Source organism: Nonomuraea sp. NPDC050536 (assembly GCF_044457685.1).
In the GTDB taxonomy this organism is placed as follows: domain Bacteria; phylum Actinomycetota; class Actinomycetes; order Streptosporangiales; family Streptosporangiaceae; genus Nonomuraea.
In genome coordinates this window covers 454,418-470,938 of sequence record NZ_JBITHD010000002.1, presented here as the reverse complement: position 1 = coordinate 470,938, position 16,521 = coordinate 454,418, and the positions used below count along the sequence as shown (strand labels likewise).

Below are 16,521 nucleotides of genomic sequence, written 5' to 3'. Positions count from 1 at the left end.
CCCCCCACATGCCCAGCAGAAGGACAGTCCTGAAGGGTCTCGCCCTCGCCGTCGCCGCCTCCGCAGTACCGTTACCCGCGTTCGCCGATACCGGCTACATCCCGCCGCTGCGCCAGATGCGCGGCATGTGGATCGCGTCCGTGGTCAACATCAACTGGCCGTCCAAGCCCGGTCTGAGCGTCGAGGAGCAGAAGGCCGAATACCTCGCCTGGCTCGACTTAGCCATCCAGCGCAAGCTGAACTCGGTCTTCGTCCAGATCAGGCCGACCGCCGACGCCTTCTGGCCCTCGTCCTTCGAGCCGTGGTCGCAGTGGCTGACCGGCACCCAGGGTCAGGACCCCGGCTACGACCCGCTGGCCTTCCTCGTCGAGGAGACGCACAAGCGCGGCCTGACCTTCCACGCCTGGTTCAACCCCTACCGGGTCTCCATGCAGTCAGACCCGGCCAAGCTGCACCCCTCGCATCCCGGGCGCCAGCACCCCGACTGGATCCTCCCGTTCGGCGGGAAGCTGTACTACAACCCCGGCATGCCGGAGGTGCGCAAGTTCTGCCAGGACGCGATGCTCGACGCGATCACCCGCTACGACATCGACGGCCTGCACTTCGACGACTACTTCTACCCGACCAACACCACCGCCTTCGACGACAGCGCCGCCTTCGCCAAGTACGGCGCCGGCTTCCCCGACCTGGCCACCTGGCGCCGCAACAACGTCGACCTGATGGTCTCGGAGATGCAGCAGCGCGTACGGCAGGCCAAGCCCGAGGTCTCGTGGGGCATCAGCCCGTCCGGGATCTGGCGCAACAAGTCCAGCGACCCGCTGGGCTCCGACACCGCCGGCGGCCAGTCCTACGACAACCTGCACGCCGACACCCGCGGCTGGGTCAAGAAGGGCTGGCTGGACTACATCGCGCCGCAGATCTACTGGTACATCGGCCAGCCGCCGGCCGACTACAGCAAGCTCATCCCCTGGTGGTCGGACGTGGCCGACGGCACGAACACGCTGCTGTGGATCGGCCAGGCCGCCTACAAGGCGGGCGACCCGGCCCAGACCGCCCCGCAGTGGCAGGATCCGGCCGAGCTGTCCAAGCACCTCACGCTCAACCGCGACCACCCACAGGTCAGCGGCGACATCTGGTTCAGCGCGGGCGACGTGCGCGACGACCGGATCGGCTCGATCACGACGGCGGTCAAGGACCATTACCAGCACCCTGCGCTGCCGCCCGTGCTGCCCAGGCTGGCCGGCGGGGAGCCGCCGAGCCGCCCGGTGGTGGCCTACGCGCTGCGCCGCGCCAACAGGGTCGAGGTCCGTACGGTGGCCACGGGACGCGACGAGCCGTTCCAGTTCGCGATCTTCCGTTCCTCGGATGGGAACGTGTCATTCGACGACGCCCGCAACCTGGTCGCGGTCGTACCCGGTGGCCGCCAGGCCCGCTGGACCGACCCGGACGGCAAGCGGGGAGACCGCTACTACACGGTGGCGGTGGACAGGGTGGGCCGCACGAGCAGGCCCTCCCACGGATTCAGGGTGGTGTGAGCCTGTGCGGGTCCTCGGGCTGATCTCCGGCACGTCCCACGACGGCATCGACAGCGCGGTCGTGGACTGGTCGCTCGACGGGGACGGCGTGCTCACCGGCGTCATCACGCACGCCGGCGAGCGGCCCTATCCACCGGAACTGCGGACCCGCATCAAGAACGCCCTGCCCCCGGCGAAGGTCGACATGGCCGAGGTGTGCGCGCTGGACACGCTCATCGGCCAGGCCTTCGCCGACGTGGCGGCCGGCGTGGAGGCCGACCTGGTGTGCTCGCACGGACAGACGCTCTACCACTGGGTCGAGGACGGCGTCGTGCGCGGCACCCTCCAGCTCGGCCAGCCCGCCTGGATCGCCGAGCGGACCGGGCTGCCCGTCGTCTCCGATCTGCGGGCCAGGGACGTGGCCGCGGGCGGGCAGGGCGCCCCGCTCGTGTCCTACCTGGACCTGCTGCTGCTGGCCGGGGTCGAGGGCCGCTCGGGGGCCCTCAACCTCGGCGGCATCGCCAACCTCACCGTGCGGGAACCGGCCATCGCCTACGACACCGGGCCCGCGTGCGCGCTCATCGACGCGGCGGCCCCGCCGTACGACAGGGACGGGGAGCTGGGGGCGGCGGGGAAGGTCGACGAGGGCCTGCTGAACGAGCTGCTCCAGGAGCCGTACTACGCGCTCGAGCCGCCCAAGAGCACCGGCAAGGAGCTGTTCACCCCCGGCTACGTCACCTTGGGCCTGCCGCAGGCGGACCTGGTGGCCACGCTGACCGCGCTCACCGCGGAGACCGTGGCCGCCGAGGTGCGCAGGCACCGGCTCGACACGCTGGTCGTCTCCGGCGGCGGGGTGCGCAACCCGACGCTGATGCGGATGCTGCGCGAGCGCGTCACCGCGAGTGTGGTGCCGAGCGACGAGCTGGGCGTGCCGTCGGACGCCAAGGAGGCGATCGCGTTCTCGCTGTTCGGCTGGCTGACCGCGCACGGGCTGCCCGCCACCGTGCCCAGCTGTACCGGCGCGTCGGGGGCGCGCGTGCTGGGCACGATCACCCCCGGCGCCGGTCCGCTGGAGCTGTCACCGTCACTGACGGAAGTACTTGCGGCCAGGTTCGAGCTTCGGACCCAGTAGCTGCGAGACGGTGACCAGGTGGAAGCCGCGCTTCTGGAGCGTCTTGATCACCTTGGGCATGGCGCCGACCGTCGTCGGGTGGATGTCGTGGACCAGGATGATCGAGCCGCGGCTGACGTGCGACAGGATCCGGCCGGCCACCCTGCGCGAGTTGTGGACGGCCCAGTCCTGCGGATCCACGCTCCACAGGATCTGCGCCAGCCCGAGCTTCCTGGCGACCTTGGTCACCTTGGCGTTCGTCGCGCCGTACGGCGGGCGCAACAGCGTGACCGCGGGCTGGCCGGCGGCGACGATGTCGTCGATGGGACCCCTGATCTGCGCCCGGACCCTGGAAGGCGGCAGCCACCGCAGGTCGGGGTGCGACTGCGTGTGCGTGCCGAGCTCGAACCCGTCGCCCACGATCCGGCGCAGCACCTTGGGATAGCGCCGGGTGTTGTAGCCGACCACGAAGAACGTGGCCCTGGCGTGCTGACGCTCCAGCAGCGTCAACAGCTTCGGGGTATATATGCCCGGCCCGTCGTCGAACGTGAGCGCCACGCACTTGACCGCCGAGCAGTCCACCGGCGCCGTGTCGACCGGAACGGGCTCGCTGGCGACTGGCGCCGGGGTGGTCCGCGCTGAGGTGGTCGGCACGGGGGTTGTCGGCGCCGGGGTTGTCGGCGCCGGGGTTGTCGGCACAGGGGTGGTCGGCACGGGGGTCGGCGCTGTGTCGGCCTTCGGCATGTCGGCCGGGGCCTCCGCGGCGGAGGGCTGAGGCGTGATCAAGGCAGCGGTCATGGCGCCCGCGCCCAGCAACGTCCAGATCCTGTTGAATCTCACGGGTGTGAGACTCCCCGCCGAGGCCCGAAGTTGCGTCCCGATATGTGAGTCTTTCTAACTCGTCAGGACGCGCGGCGACCCGCCGTCGAGGGCTGCGCCTCGGGCGCGGTGCCCGCCGACCGCTGCGGCGGCACCACCGGGGTCGGGCGGACCAGCCCCAGCGCCACGACCTCGTTGGCCAGACGCGTGCGCCGGTTGGTGCCCTCGGGGATCCTGAACTTCTGGTAGAGCCGCAGCAGGTGCTGCTTGACCGCCGCCTCGGTGACCACCAGGTCGTCGGCGATCTCGCGGGCCGTCGCGGGGGCGACGAAGGCCTCATCCGACAGCGCCGGTCTGCACAGCGACGTCAGCACGTCCACCTCGCGCCTGGTCAGCTCGGGAGCGGCCGCCCTGCGCAGCTCGACCTCCGGGGTGAAGTCCTCCCGCGGGACCCCTCCGATGCGGCCGCGCGCCGCGCCGAAGGAGACGACGTCGCCGTCGTCCAGCACCCTCCGCGCGATCGGCCTGCCATTCACCCGCGTGCCGTTGCGGGACAGGCCCAGGTCAACGACGTACAGGTAGGGTCCTCGCCTGACGAACTCGGCATGGAGTCGAGACACGCTGGGATCAGTGAGCCGGATGTCCACCCCGCGTCCCCTGCCGACCGTCGTGATCTCGGGGCGCAACGGGACAACCTCGCCTGTGTCCTCGATGCGAATGAACGGCCCCTCCACGGCAGTTCCTTCCCTCAGTTGAGTCTGCGAATGAACGGCGGCGTGCCCTCCCGGACACGGCAGTTCCTTCCCTCAGTTGAGTCTGGGAATGGACGCCCCCATGCCTTCACCTGGCATGGGAGTTCCTTTCCCTATGTGAGCCCAATGTGCGCCTATGACATGTGAGCCCTATGTGTGCCTATGACTGAACGGCGCCGCGCTTCCCACAGGCACGGCAGTTCCTCCCACGGCTGACCGGGGCGTGCCACACCCATGGGGGTAGCCCGCCGTAACTATTGCTACAGCTCCGGCTTACCCAAACGAGGGGATGCGGAATCGCCTTTGCCATAAGGAGAATCCGGCGTGAAATTGGTCTGGACCTTTGCGGACGGTTTTGCCTGCTCACGGGTAGACTTCCACCGAAGATAAGCGGAGGAAACACTCATGGCGGACAAGCCCACGAAAGGCCTGGCCGATGTCGTAGCCGCGTCCACAGCGCTCAGCGACATTGACGGGAAGGCCGGCCGGCTCTTCTATCGCGGATACGACATCCATGATCTCGCCGGCCGTACGACGTTCGAAGAGACCGCCCACCTCTTGCAGCGCGGAAAGCTGCCCACCCGCGCCGAGCTGGCCGCCTACATCGACGAGCTGCACGACGGCCGCGCGCTCGGCGCCCTCGTCTCCCACAACATCCCGGAGATCGCGAGCAAGCAGAAACCCATGGAGGCGCTCCGCTCGCTGGTCTCCCTGGCCGGGGCGGACGACCCGGACAAGGACTCCATCGCCCCTGACGCGAACCTGCGCAAGGCCGCCCGTCTGACCGCACAGCAGCCGCTGCTGGTCGCCCAGTACCACGCCGCCCGCACGGGCAAGGACGCGCCGCCCGAGCCGGACCCGTCGCTGAGCATCGCCGGCAACTTCCTCCTGCAGGTCACCGGGCGCGTCCCGAGCCGGCGCGAGGCGGAGCTCTTCGACACCTGCCTGGTGCTGCACGCCGACCACACGATGAACGCCTCGACCTTCGCCGCCCGCGTGTGCGCCGCCACGCTGTCCGACATGCACTCGGCCATCGTCGCCGCCATCGGCACGCTCAAGGGCCCGCTGCACGGCGGCGCCAACGAGCAGGTCATGAAGACGCTCGAGTCGATCTCACCGGGCAACGTGGCGCAGGCCGTACGGGAGAAGCTGGACGCGCACGAGAAGATCATGGGCTTCGGCCACCGCGTCTACAAGACCGAGGACCCGCGCGCCACGCACCTGCGCAGGATGTCCGCCGAGCTGGCCGAGTCCACCGGCGACGACACCTACTACCGCATGTCGAAGGAGATGGAGGAGGTCGTCTTCGAGACCAAGGGCCTCTATCCCAACGTCGACTTCTACGCGGCCTCGGTCTACCACTACCTCGGCATCCCGACCGACCTGTTCACGCCGGTATTCTCTATCAGCCGCATGTCCGGCTGGACGGCCCACGTGATCGAGCAACACGCCGACAACCGCCTGATCCGCCCTGACAGCGAGTACATCGGGGAACGGGATCAGAAGTGGAAGCCCATCGACGAGCGGTGAGTCTGGGCCGGGGAGAGCGAGGAACCATGTCAACGCAGGCCTGTAAGCCCGCGTGAACGACTCGAAGCGTGAGAGCTGGGGACCGTACCCGCTGATTCTGGCGGGTGCGGTCGTCAGCGTTGCGGTGATCTTCCTGATCGATCCGCGCTGGGGCGGGTTCGCGCTGGGCGCGGTCCTCATGATCGCCGCCGCTCTCCGCTTCGCCGGTTACGGCGGGCAGCTCGCCGTCCGCAGCAAGCGGGCAGACATGATCGTCATGGGCCTCGGCGGCTTCGCCGTCGTCCTGACGTCGCTCATCCTGGGCAACGACACGCTCAAGGCGATGATCCTGAACCTGCTGGGGGGATGACCCGCAGGTCATCCCCCTCACGGATCAACCGAGGTCGGCCAGCGCCTGGTTGAACGTCCGCGACGGCCGCATCACGGCCGTGGCCTTCTCCGGGTCCGGCTGGTAGTAGCCGCCGATGTCGGCGGGCGAGCCCTGCACCGCGATCAGCTCGTCGGCGATGGTCTTCTCCTGCTCGCCCAGCGTCTCGGCCAGCCCGCTGAACGCCTCGGCCAGCTCGGCGTCGTCGGTCTGCTTGGCCAGCTCCTGTGCCCAGTACATGGCCAGGTAGAAGTGGCTGCCGCGGTTGTCGATGCCGCCGACGCGGCGGGTGGGCGACTTGTTCTCGTTGAGGAACGTGGCGGTCGCCCGGTCGAGCGTGTCGGCCAGGATCTTCGCCCGGGCGTTGCCCGTCTTGGTCGCCAGGTGCTCGAAGCTGGCCGCCAGCGCGAGGAACTCGCCCAGGCTGTCCCAGCGCAGGTAGTTCTCCTTGAGCAGCTGCTGGACGTGCTTGGGCGCCGAGCCGCCCGCGCCGGTCTCGAACAGGCCGCCGCCGTTCAGCAGCGGGACGATCGACAGCATCTTGGCGCTGGTGCCCAGCTCCATGATCGGGAACAGGTCCGTCAGGTAGTCGCGCAGCACGTTGCCGGTGACCGAGATCGTGTTCTCGCCCCTGCGGATGCGCTCCAGCGACAGCTTCATCGCCTCGACCGGCGCCAGGATCCTGATGTCGAGCCCGTCGGTGTCGTGCTCGGGCAGGTAGGCGTTGACCTTCTCGATCAGCTCGGCGTCGTGGGCGCGCTCGGCGTCGAGCCAGAACACCGCCGGGTCACCGGTGGCGCGGGCCCGGGTGACGGCCAGCTTGACCCAGTCGCGCACCGGGATGTCCTTGGTCTGGCACATGCGCCAGATGTCGCCCTGCTGTACGGCGTGCTGGAGCACCACCTGGCCGGCGGCGTCGACGACCCGGACCGTGCCCGTGGCCGGGATCTCGAAGGTCTTGTCGTGGCTGCCGTACTCCTCGGCCTTCTGCGCCATCAGGCCGACGTTCGGCACCGAGCCCATCGTGGCGGGGTCGAAGGCGCCGTGGGCCCGGCAGTCGTCGAGGACGGCCTGGTAGATGCCGGCGTAGCTGCTGTCGGGGATGACCGCGAGCGTGTCGGCCTCCTCGCCGTCGGGGCCCCACATGTGACCCGACTGGCGGATCATGGCGGGCATCGAGGCGTCGACGATGACGTCGCTGGGCACGTGCAGGTTGGTGATGCCCCGGTCGGAGTCGACCATCGCCAGGCGCGGGCGCTCCGCCAGCTCGGCCTCGAACGAGGCCTTCACCTCGTCACTGGCGTCCTTGAGGATCGCGCCCAGGCCGTCGTTCGGGTTGAACTGCTCGCCGTACTCGGCGAACGTCTTGGGGAAGAACGCGCGTACGACGTGGCCGAAGATGATCGGGTCGGAGACCTTCATCATCGTGGCCTTCAGGTGCACCGAGAACAGCACGCCCTCGGCCTGGGCGCGGGCGATCTGCTCCGTCAGGAACTCGCGCAGCGCGGCCACCCGCATGACCGTCGCGTCGACGATCTCGTCCTGGAGCACCGGCACCGACTCCTTGAGCACCGTGGTGGTGCCGTCGTCGCCGACCAGCTCGATGCGCAGGCTCTGGGACTCGGCGATGACCGCGGACTTCTCGGAGGAGCGGAAGTCGTCGGCGGTCATGTGCGCCACGTTCGTCTTGGAGTCGGACGACCACGCGCCCATGCGGTGCGGGTGCGTCCTGGCGTAGTTCTTCACCGAGGCGGGGGCGCGGCGGTCGGAGTTGCCCTCGCGCAGGACCGGGTTGACAGCGCTGCCCTTGACCTTGTCGTAGCGGGCCCGGATCTCGCGCTCCTCGTCGGTCCGCGGGTCCTCCGGGTAGTCGGGGAGCGCGTAGCCCTTGCCCTGCAGCTCGGCGATCGCGGCCTTCAGCTGCGGGATGCTGGCCGAGATGTTCGGCAGCTTGATGATGTTGGCCTCGGCGGTGTTGGCCAGCTCTCCGAGCTCGGCGAGGGCGTCGCCGATGCGCTGGCTCTCGGTGAGGCGCTCGGGGAAGCTGGCGATGATCCGCCCCGCCAGCGAGATGTCACGACTCTCCACCCGGACCCCGGCCGTGGAGGCGTAGGCCTCGATCACGGGCAGGAACGAATACGTCGCCAGGGCAGGCGCCTCGTCGGTATACGTGTAAATGATGGTCGAATCAGTCACCGGGGTGTCCGCTCCACGTCAATGAGATTGCTTGATATCAAGATATCCCTTGCCGGGGCTGCCCGCGACAGCTCTCACAGGTGCCAGGTCCGCCCCGTAACCACATCCAGCCGAAACGTGGTCCGCTCTCCACTCTGAGCCCTTCGTCGGTGTCCCTGGGCACCGGGAAGGGGGTCGCCATGCGGTTGTTCTTCGAGGTTACGGATTGCGCGGGGTCGCCTACACCTCGTGGTCACGGGATGGGGTGTTCGAGGCCGTGGAGGAGAGGCGGCGGGTCACGTCGGGGGACACGAAGGGGCGGCTGGTGGCGTGGTAGCGGAGCATGGCGGATGGGGCCTGTAATGATCCCTACCTTTGGTGATCTCTTTTAGCCGGGCTCGGAGTGGCATGGCGGGGTGGGGGGGATGAGCCCTGCGTGTTGACGTTCCGTGTCGAGGGGGTTGCGATGCGTCTGGGTGCACTCGGGGTGGCCGTCGCGGCCGTGGTCGTGGTAGGTGGCTGCGGCGGCGGTCAGCCCAGCACCAACACGCAGACCGCCCAGGTGGCGGCCGCCGCCAAGGTCCAGCAGGCTCACGCGGCGAAGGTGGCCGCCGCCGCGAAGGTCAAGGCCAACGAGCTCGGCCAGATCCCGGTGCTGATGTATCACCGCATCGTCGAGCACCCGGGCTCCGAGGACGACAGGACGCCGGAGAAGCTCCGCGCCGACCTCGAGCGGCTCGCTCACGACGGCTACGTGCCGATCACCGCCGCCGAGTACGTCACCGGGAAGATCGACATCCCGGCGGGCAAGCACGCGGTCGTGCTGACCTTCGACGACTCGTCGCCGTCCCAGCTCGACCTGGACGAGCTGGGCGCGCCCAAGGCCGACACCGCCGTGTCGATCCTGCGTGACGTGGCGGCCAAGAACCCCGGCTTCAGGCCGGTGGCGACCTTCTACGTCACGCGCGACATGTTCGGCAAGACGACGAGGGAGGAGCAGGCCCAGGTACTGATCTGGCTGAAGGACAACGGCTTCGACATCGGCAACCACACCCGCGACCACATCAATCTGCACTCCCGTTCGCAGAAGGATGTCGAGGAGCAGATCGGCGCCATCCAGAAGCAGATCATCTCCCTGACCAACGTGAAGCCGATCACGGTGGCCCTGCCGTACGGGAACCAGCCCCGCAAGAAGGAGTGGGCGATCAAGGGCAAGTTCGGCGGCGACACCTACCACCACTTGGGGGTGTTCCTGGCCGGCTACACGCCGGCGCCGGCGCCGTTCGCCAAGACCTTCGACCCGCTGGGCATCCCGCGGATCAGGGCGATGGACAAGAAGGGCGACTGCGCGCAGTTCTGCTCGACGGCGTGGCTGGACTGGCTCAATCGCAACCCGGACATGCGGTACACCAGCGACGGCGATCCGCAGACCGTGGCCTACCCGAAGTTCAAGAACCCGTACCTGCGGACGGTGTACAAAGCCAGGTCGCTGACCTACTAGGCGACAAGGCGGTGCCCTCGCCCTGGGCTCCCACTAGCCGACCGCGCCGACCACGACGTCGTCACCGTCGATCCCGAGCGGACGCCGAGCGCCGGTGTCGACGTCGAGGACCTGGTAGCCGTTCTCCCGCACGATCAGGGCGCTCTCGCTCTCCCATCGGACGACGTCCTGGACGGGCCCGGGGATCGTGCGGATGGACCTGCCGGTGGCGGTGTCCACGAGTAGCACGCCCGGTGTGATCACCTCGTCGGGAGTCACCTCGCGTGGCACCGTGGCCAGCAGCCGCCCCGAGGGCGACAGCTTGCCGACCAGGTTGCCCGGCAGTGTCACGCGGCGGATCGCCCCGCCCCCGGCGTACGCGATGTACGTCGTGGACGTGACGTGCCCCGGCGGCACCGGGACCGTGCCGTCAGGCACCCCGCGCACCGTGCCCCGGGCGACGTCGACGATCACCGGGTGGGCGCCAGGGATCAGGAGACGGCGGCCGTCGAGGGAGAACTCCGGCGTATCGAAGAGCGGCTTCACGGGAAAGGTCTTGGCGGTGCCCGCCTCCAGATCGGCGACGACCAACCGCCTCGTCTTCCTGTGCGGGTAGGCGACGCGCGTCCCGTCCCGGCTGAGCGCGAGGACGTCGTCGGAGAGGGCGTCCGGCAGCCGCCAGCGGTCACCGCGTACCGAGACCAGCACCCAGCGTTCGCACTCGGGGACCTCGTCGTCGCATTCGGGATGGTAGGCGTAGCGCACCGGGCTGGTCACGCGCCCACGCAGCTCGTGCGGTGCCGGTGCGGCGGAGGGCGTGGGCGACGGGTGGACGAACGTGGGCCGATCCGCCGTCCGCGGCGGCAGCGCCACCCAGACCGCGGCCAGGATCGCCGCCACGACCAGTCTGCTGCTCTGACTGCGGCTGTGGCACCTCCGCCGGCGCGGGAACGGGCACGAGGAATGCCGCCACGGCCAGCGTCACCGCGGCTGCTGGAGCCCACGGCAGGGACCGGCCCTCTCGCGCCGGGACCGCCTGCCAGGACGAGGCCGCGGACACCCAGGCCACCAGCGGCAGGCCGTACGAGACGATCACCACCAGCGCGAGCGCGTCGCGGGACGGCTGCGGGAAGGCGGCCTGCAGCCCTGTCCACAGCGTGACGGCCGCGCCCAGCGCGAGCAGCGTGCGTGCCGACCGGGAACGCACGGCCACCTCGGCCCCGACCAGGTCGGCCGGTCCCGCGGGCAGCGGCCGCCGCTCGAGGCTCCTGATCAGCAGATGTACGGCGAGCGTCGCGCCGAGCGCCGTGACCGCCGCCAGCCGCTCGGCGAGGCCCACCTCGGCGCGGAATGACCGCGCCACCGTGGCCACCGCCAGGGCGCAGCCGACGGCGGCGGCGATTCGCCAGCAGGCGACGAGCAGCGGGGGCGCAAGCCGCATGCCGATCGGCCGCCGCCCTTTGGGCCCCTTGGCGAATCCCACCTCCGCGACCACAATTCCGAAAAGCCAGCCGACCACAAATGGAAACGGACTTATGGTCAGGCCGGAGGCGATCGTCCATGCAGGCCCGGCCGCCAGCCCGATCCACATCCAGCGGCGCGTGACCTGGAGGTAGCCGATGACCTGGTTGCCGTTGAACGCGCTGATGTCGACCTGCTGCCTGCGGGCGAAGCGTTTCACCGCTTCCGGCCCGAGAGAGACGTTGACGGCCATTATCGCGAGAGGCACGAGAGTCGTGAACAATACCAGGAACCAGATTACGAGCAACGAATGCCTTTCATCACGCCCGAAAATGTAGCAGAATGCGAAATCGCGTGACAGGGGAGATATGAAGTGATTTATGCCGACGTTTGGGCCCGGCTGGATCCCGACGTCGGGAGGCTGAGCCGTCGCCGTTTCCTCCTCGGCCTGGCCGCCGCTGTGGCGGTCTCCCTCATCTGCTTCCTGACCTGGCGGTCGGGCGCCTTGATTCCCCTGCTGGAGCAGCGCGGCTTCGGCCCGGAGCGGACGCTCGTCTCCAAGGACGACGCCGGCAGGCGGCGCACGGCCAGGACAACGGTCGTCCAGACGTTCGTCAACGACGGGTGGTTCCCCGTCACGATCACCGGCGTGGCGGTACAGACACCGGACGTGTCCCTGGTGGAGGTCGCGGGCGGATCGTTCCCCCGCACGCTTGCGCCCGGCGCCGCCGTAAGACTGAAGCTCGTCCTCGACGTACGACGCTGCGACGGCACGGCCAACGCACCCGTACTCATCGAGGTCACCCGCTGGTGGGGCACCACCACGGTGACCGCAGCCCAGGACGAGGACCTCACCCCCTTGCCGCTCGCGGCCGGGTCGCTCTGCCGCGACGGCTAGGCCTTGCCGAGAATGAGGTCTCGGATGTCGGGGATATTGGGGATGCGGGTGAGCCTGCCCGTCTTCGCGCTCACGGTGAACCAGCCGAGCAGGTCGTTCTCGCTCGTCATGCGGATCACCACCCGCTCGTCGTCCGCCCAGGAGATCAGCTCCGACGACGAGGCGGCGGAGCCCAGCGTCGGCAGCTCCACGCGCCGCAGGACCCGGCCCTTGCGGGCGTCGATGAAGTCCAGGCCGCCGTTCCCGCCTCGCTCGGTGTCGAGCGCCGCCGCGAGGCGGCCGCCCGGCGCGACGGCGCTGTCGTCGTACCTGTCCCCGACCTTGGCGTGGGGCTCGGAGACGGGGCTGGACGCGCCGGTCGTGGAGTCGACCCGCCTGCGCTCGCCTCTCACCGAGACCGTGAAGTCACGCCCGTCCGCGACCACGAAGCTCGACTCCCTGAGGTCGCCGGGGGCCAGCTCGGGAGTCAGATACACCTTGGTCCCCGTGCTCAGGTCCGCTGCCACGTAGCGCCGCTCCACCGCGCTGAGGTAGGCGACCCGGCGCCCGTCCGAGCTGAGGGCGGGTTCGAGATTCCACATGGAGCCGTCGTCGGCGGCGACCCAGCGGGCGGCGTCGGGGATGCGGACGTTACTCCAGCACGTCTCGGAGCAGGAACGGAAGGGCAGGTCGCCGCTCTTCTGGTGCTTCTCGCCGCCGAGGTGCAGGACCCACCCCGAGCAGGTGACCGTCCCCGCGGCGGCGGGACCGACGTCACTGCGGCACTCATCGGGTACGGCGAAGCGGATCGTGAACTCCGTCCGGGGGATCTTCCAGGCGGCCGGCCGGGGCGTCGGCGTGGCGAAATCGGGCGGCATGCTCACGGGCGCCGCCGGCCGTACGTGGTCCCAGACCGGCGGGGCGGCGATCGCCACGCACACCAGCACCGCCGCGGGAACCAGCACCCGACCCAGGCGGCGCGACCTGACCGACCGGAGAACCCGGTCCGCGAACCCGGGTGCGACCGGCTGAGGGGACGCGGCCGGGGCATCGGCGACCGCGGCCAGGCGGCGGTGCCGCTCGGCGAGTGGGATGGTCGTCGTCGCGAGGAAACGCCGGTAGAGAGCATGGCGGGCGTGCGCGGCCGGGGTCGGCCAGGGCGGTGGAGGCCAGGTCAGGCCGACGTCGCGCAGCGCCGCCGCGGCCAGCCGTTCGGCGGACTCGCGAGTTCCGGTGAGCTGGAGAGCGGTCGTGACGAGGTCGTGCTCGTGCTCTCGCACGAAGTCACGGAATCCGGCGAGGCTGCGCATGAAACGTGAGGTTAGTGATCAATCACCTCCTTTGTGGAGAAGGTGATGCCGGATTGGGTGAGGCGGGTGATCAAGGGGTGGCCCATGGCCGAGGCGGGCGTCAGTTGGCCCGATCGGTCGGGGACGTCGTCGAAGGCGAGGCAGAGGGCGGCTTGGGCGAGCATCTTGGCGGTTTCGTCGTAGCCGGGGTCGCCGCCTGTTACCTGTGTGCGGACACGGCGGCCGGCGCCCTCCCCGATGAGGGTGAGGTTGAACCAGTTGCGGGCGCGCTGCTCGGGGCTGGGGCCGTCGCCCGGCTGGAGGCGGGTCGACAGGAAGCGGCGGGCCGGAGGGATCTGGGCGGCTCCGGCCAGGGCGGCGGCACCGGTCGCGAGGGCGAGGGCCTGCGGGAGCCGCCTGATGGCGAAGTACTGCCGGTAGGTGAAGTCGGGGCCGTAGCGGTCGAGGAGGCGGGCCGAGTAGCCGACGATCTGCGGGTCGATCGTGGGCATCGGCAGCGCCCACCCGCCCACGTACCGCAGGCCGCCCGGCAGCGAGCTGACCCGGCGGCCCGCGAGCGCGGGCTCGGCCGAGCGGCGCTGGGTGCCCGCCTCGAGCATCTGCCGCGGGCGCGACATGATCGACAGGGCCGACTGGAAGGTGCCGCCTGACGGCTGCAAACGAGTCCGCAAATATCCGGACACGCGGAGGGGCACGTCCTCCGGCAACTGGCTGACCGTGTACAGCACGCCGAGATCCGGGGGGATCGAGTCGAACCCGCACGCGTGCACCAGCTTGGCCCCCGACGCCACGGCCCGATCGTGGTAGCGCACGTACATCCGGTCCACGAACTCCGACTCGCCCGTCAGGTCCAGATAGTGGGTCCCCGCCTCCGCGCACGCCGCGACGAGCGGCTCGCCGTACCTGATGTAAGGACCGACGGTGGTGGCGACCACGCGCGCCTGCCGCGCGATCGCGGCCAGCGACGCGGGATCGCCGGCGTCGGCGATCAGGATCGGTGCGTCGAGACCGAGGCGTTCCAGCTTGGCCCTGTCACGCCCGGCCAGCGCCCAGCGCACCTCGGGGCCGGCGACCTCGGCGAGGTAAGCGGCGGTGAGGGCGCCGGTGAATCCACTGGCGCCGAAGAGCACGATGTCGTACATGGTGCGAAGCCTCCATCTCACTGGATCACGAACGGTTAACGGTTCCCTGAGAGCTTCCTGGGCGTCGTAAAGTTTGCCTCGTCAGGCTTTGAGTACACGTGGGGAAGACGAATGCCGCAGATCTCGCCGTTGGTTGCCGGCGATCCCAGCCAGCTGGGGTCCTTCCGGCTGACCGGCAGGGTCGGAGAGGGCGGTCAGGGCATCGTCTACCTGGGCGTCAATGAGCAGGGAGAGCGGGCGGCGATCAAGCTGCTGCACGTCAAGTTCTCCGGCGACACGATCGCGAGATCGCGCTTCGCCAGGGAGCTGAAGGCGGCCCAGCGGGTCGCCTCCTTCTGTACGGCCCGCGTCATGGAGGCCGACCTCGACGGCAACACGCCCTACATCGCCAGCGAGTACATCGACGGGCGGGTGCTGCGCGACGTGGTCGAGGGCGACGGGCCGATGCACGGCACCGCGCTGGACCGGCTGGCGATCGGCACGGCGACCGCGCTGACCGCGATCCACCACGCCTCGATCGTGCACCGCGACTTCAAGCCCGACAACGTGCTGATCGCGGCGGACGGGCCGCGCGTGGTGGACTTCGGCATCGCCCGGATCATCGACTCCACCGGCACGATCACCAGCCGCGCCATCGGCACGCCCGCCTACATGGCGCCCGAGCAGATCGCGGGCGACGACGTCGGGCCCTACACCGACGTGTTCGCCTGGGGCGCGACGATCGCGTTCGCGGCCACGGGGAAGACCGCGTTCGAGGGCAACTCGATCGCGGTCGTGCTCAACCGGATCCTGAACCACGAGGTCGACGTCGAGGTCATGCCGGAGCCGCTGCGCGGGGTGGTGCGCGCGGCGCTGGCCAAGTCGCCGGCCGAGCGGCCCTCTGCCGACCAGATCCTGCTGCGGCTGCTCGGCCAGCCGGAGACCGCCGGCGCCTCCACCGCCGTCATGAACAGGGCCGCGCAGCTGGCCGGCGACGACACGATGCCCATCCCGAAGCTGCCGACCGCGGTCACGGAGCAGAAGCCCGTTGCCGAGACGGCCCAGGCGCCCCCCTTGCGGGTCGCCCCGCCGCCTCCGCCGGCGCGCAGGCGGCGCCTGGGCGTGTGGATCGGCTTGATCATGGCCCTGGTGCTGCTCGCGGCCGCCGCCGTCGCCCTGCTGGCGAACGGCTTCCTGCCGCTGGCCTTCGGGCAGCAGCCGACCACCACCACCACGCCGCCCACCTCCGGCAAGAACCCCACCCAGCCCGCCGCCTTCACGGCGGTCGCTGACAAGATCGCTCAGACCGGCAAGGTCACCATCGGCGTCAAGGTCGACCTGCCCGGCATCGGCCTGCAGCGCAACGGCGGCTTCGAGGGCTTCGACGTGGAGCTGGCCAGGCGGATCGCCACCGCGCTCGGCGCCAAGCAGACCGTCTTCACCAAGGTCACCAAGGCCACCCGCGCCGACATGCTGGCCGAAGGCACGGTCGACATGGTGCTGGCCACGTACTCCATCGACAAGAGCGAGGTCCAGTTCGCCGGGCCGTACTACCTGGCACACCACGACGTGCTGATCCGGGACGGCGACTCGATCAAGACGTTAGCCGACCTCAAGGGCAAGAAGCTGTGCGCGCCCGACAGCCCGTCGGTCGGCGAGGTCCAGTCGCGGGTGAAGATCGAGCCGGTGCCCGCCGGCAACTACGCCCAGTGCATGGACCTGCTCAGGAACGGCGGCGTCGACGCCATCCCCGGCGACGACCTGATCCTGGCCGGCTTCGCCAGCAGGGAGAACCTGCGCTTCCGCATCCTGGGCGCCCAGCTCGACGACGAGCGCTACGCCGTCGGCATCAAGCAGGGCGACGCCAAGACGTGCAAGGCCGTCACCGGCGTGATCAAGGGCTTCTACCGGGACGGCACCATGAAGGCGCTGCTCACCAAGTACTTCGGCGAGGTTGGCTTCACTCCGGAGCTGAAAGTGCCCGCGATGGAACCCTGCGGATGA

14 protein-coding genes are annotated in these 16,521 nt (G+C 69.8%); 7 read left to right on the top strand and 7 right to left on the bottom strand.

Translation table 11 applies throughout. From position 1 onward, the window contains the following. Positions 1-8 precede the first annotated feature (8 nt). Complete coding sequence (locus tag ACIBHX_RS09155) at positions 9-1,535, top strand: glycoside hydrolase family 10 protein (protein ID WP_397065751.1); 1,527 nt, start codon at positions 9-11, stop codon at positions 1,533-1,535. 4 nt (positions 1,536-1,539) lie between these two features. Then, positions 1,540-2,646, top strand: a complete 1,107-nt coding sequence (locus ACIBHX_RS09150; protein WP_397065750.1) for an anhydro-N-acetylmuramic acid kinase — start codon at positions 1,540-1,542, stop codon at positions 2,644-2,646. Here ACIBHX_RS09150 and ACIBHX_RS09145 read toward each other — a convergent pair. Both ACIBHX_RS09145 and ACIBHX_RS09140 read right to left on the bottom strand, forming a co-directional pair. Continuing rightward, positions 2,599-3,465, bottom strand: a complete 867-nt coding sequence (locus ACIBHX_RS09145) for a polysaccharide deacetylase family protein (protein WP_397065748.1) — start codon at positions 3,463-3,465, stop codon at positions 2,599-2,601. The genes ACIBHX_RS09150 and ACIBHX_RS09145 overlap by 48 nt on opposite strands. A 62-nt stretch (positions 3,466-3,527) precedes the next feature. Next, positions 3,528-4,178, bottom strand: coding sequence for an FHA domain-containing protein (locus ACIBHX_RS09140; protein ID WP_214320786.1), 651 nt, complete (start codon positions 4,176-4,178; stop codon positions 3,528-3,530). Positions 4,179-4,601: 423 nt separating this feature from the next. On the opposite strand from ACIBHX_RS09140, the gene ACIBHX_RS09135 reads away from it, so the two are divergent. Further along, the gene (locus ACIBHX_RS09135) at positions 4,602-5,726 is read left to right on the top strand and encodes a citrate/2-methylcitrate synthase (RefSeq protein ID WP_397065747.1); all 1,125 of its coding nucleotides are present in this window, start codon (positions 4,602-4,604) and stop codon (positions 5,724-5,726) included. Positions 5,727-5,778: 52 nt separating this feature from the next. Next, the gene (locus ACIBHX_RS09130; protein ID WP_397065746.1) at positions 5,779-6,075 is read left to right on the top strand and encodes a DUF3017 domain-containing protein; all 297 of its coding nucleotides are present in this window, start codon (positions 5,779-5,781) and stop codon (positions 6,073-6,075) included. Between the two features lie 24 nt (positions 6,076-6,099). Here ACIBHX_RS09130 and ACIBHX_RS09125 read toward each other — a convergent pair whose 3' ends face one another. After that, complete coding sequence (locus tag ACIBHX_RS09125; protein ID WP_397065744.1) at positions 6,100-8,289, bottom strand: NADP-dependent isocitrate dehydrogenase; 2,190 nt, start codon at positions 8,287-8,289, stop codon at positions 6,100-6,102. A 445-nt stretch (positions 8,290-8,734) separates the two neighbouring features. Here ACIBHX_RS09125 and ACIBHX_RS09120 point away from each other — a divergent pair, with 445 nt between their 5' ends. After that, positions 8,735-9,769 carry a polysaccharide deacetylase family protein gene (locus ACIBHX_RS09120; RefSeq protein ID WP_397065742.1) on the top strand — a complete coding sequence of 345 codons (1,035 nt, stop codon included), beginning with the start codon at positions 8,735-8,737 and terminating at the stop codon, positions 9,767-9,769. A gap of 33 nt (positions 9,770-9,802) precedes the next feature. On the opposite strand, the gene ACIBHX_RS09115 is transcribed toward ACIBHX_RS09120, so the two are convergent. Then, positions 9,803-10,525 carry a hypothetical protein gene (locus tag ACIBHX_RS09115; protein ID WP_397065741.1) on the bottom strand — a complete coding sequence of 241 codons (723 nt, stop codon included), beginning with the start codon at positions 10,523-10,525 and terminating at the stop codon, positions 9,803-9,805. Then, complete coding sequence (locus ACIBHX_RS09110) at positions 10,434-11,477, bottom strand: hypothetical protein (protein WP_397065740.1); 1,044 nt, start codon at positions 11,475-11,477, stop codon at positions 10,434-10,436. The genes ACIBHX_RS09115 and ACIBHX_RS09110 overlap by 92 nt, the downstream gene beginning before the upstream one ends. A gap of 105 nt (positions 11,478-11,582) precedes the next feature. On the opposite strand from ACIBHX_RS09110, the gene ACIBHX_RS09105 reads away from it, so the two are divergent. Further along, the gene (locus tag ACIBHX_RS09105) at positions 11,583-12,107 is read left to right on the top strand and encodes a hypothetical protein (protein WP_397065738.1); all 525 of its coding nucleotides are present in this window, start codon (positions 11,583-11,585) and stop codon (positions 12,105-12,107) included. On the opposite strand, the gene ACIBHX_RS09100 is transcribed toward ACIBHX_RS09105, so the two are convergent. Beyond that, positions 12,104-13,396 carry a hypothetical protein gene (locus ACIBHX_RS09100; RefSeq protein ID WP_397065736.1) on the bottom strand — a complete coding sequence of 431 codons (1,293 nt, stop codon included), beginning with the start codon at positions 13,394-13,396 and terminating at the stop codon, positions 12,104-12,106. The genes ACIBHX_RS09105 and ACIBHX_RS09100 overlap by 4 nt on opposite strands. Before the next feature lie 11 nt (positions 13,397-13,407). Then, complete coding sequence (locus ACIBHX_RS09095) at positions 13,408-14,538, bottom strand: saccharopine dehydrogenase family protein (protein ID WP_397065734.1); 1,131 nt, start codon at positions 14,536-14,538, stop codon at positions 13,408-13,410. A gap of 111 nt (positions 14,539-14,649) precedes the next feature. Between ACIBHX_RS09095 and ACIBHX_RS09090 the strand changes: the two genes are divergently transcribed. Then, entirely contained in the window at positions 14,650-16,521 is a 1,872-nt protein-coding gene (locus ACIBHX_RS09090) for a serine/threonine-protein kinase (protein WP_397065733.1), read from the top strand.

Bases quoted from the DNA above. Each gene is read 5' to 3' on its own strand.
- ACIBHX_RS09155 (WP_397065751.1), top strand. From the start codon at position 9: ATGCCCAGCAGAAGGACAGTCCTGAAGGGTCTCGCCCTCGCCGTCGCC.
- ACIBHX_RS09135 (WP_397065747.1), top strand. From the start codon at position 4,602: ATGGCGGACAAGCCCACGAAAGGCCTGGCCGATGTCGTAGCCGCGTCC.
- ACIBHX_RS09120 (WP_397065742.1), top strand. From the start codon at position 8,735: ATGCGTCTGGGTGCACTCGGGGTGGCCGTCGCGGCCGTGGTCGTGGTA.
- ACIBHX_RS09100 (WP_397065736.1), bottom strand. From the start codon at position 13,396: ATGCGCAGCCTCGCCGGATTCCGTGACTTCGTGCGAGAGCACGAGCAC.
- ACIBHX_RS09095 (WP_397065734.1), bottom strand. From the start codon at position 14,538: ATGTACGACATCGTGCTCTTCGGCGCCAGTGGATTCACCGGCGCCCTC.
- ACIBHX_RS09090 (WP_397065733.1), top strand. From the start codon at position 14,650: ATGCCGCAGATCTCGCCGTTGGTTGCCGGCGATCCCAGCCAGCTGGGG.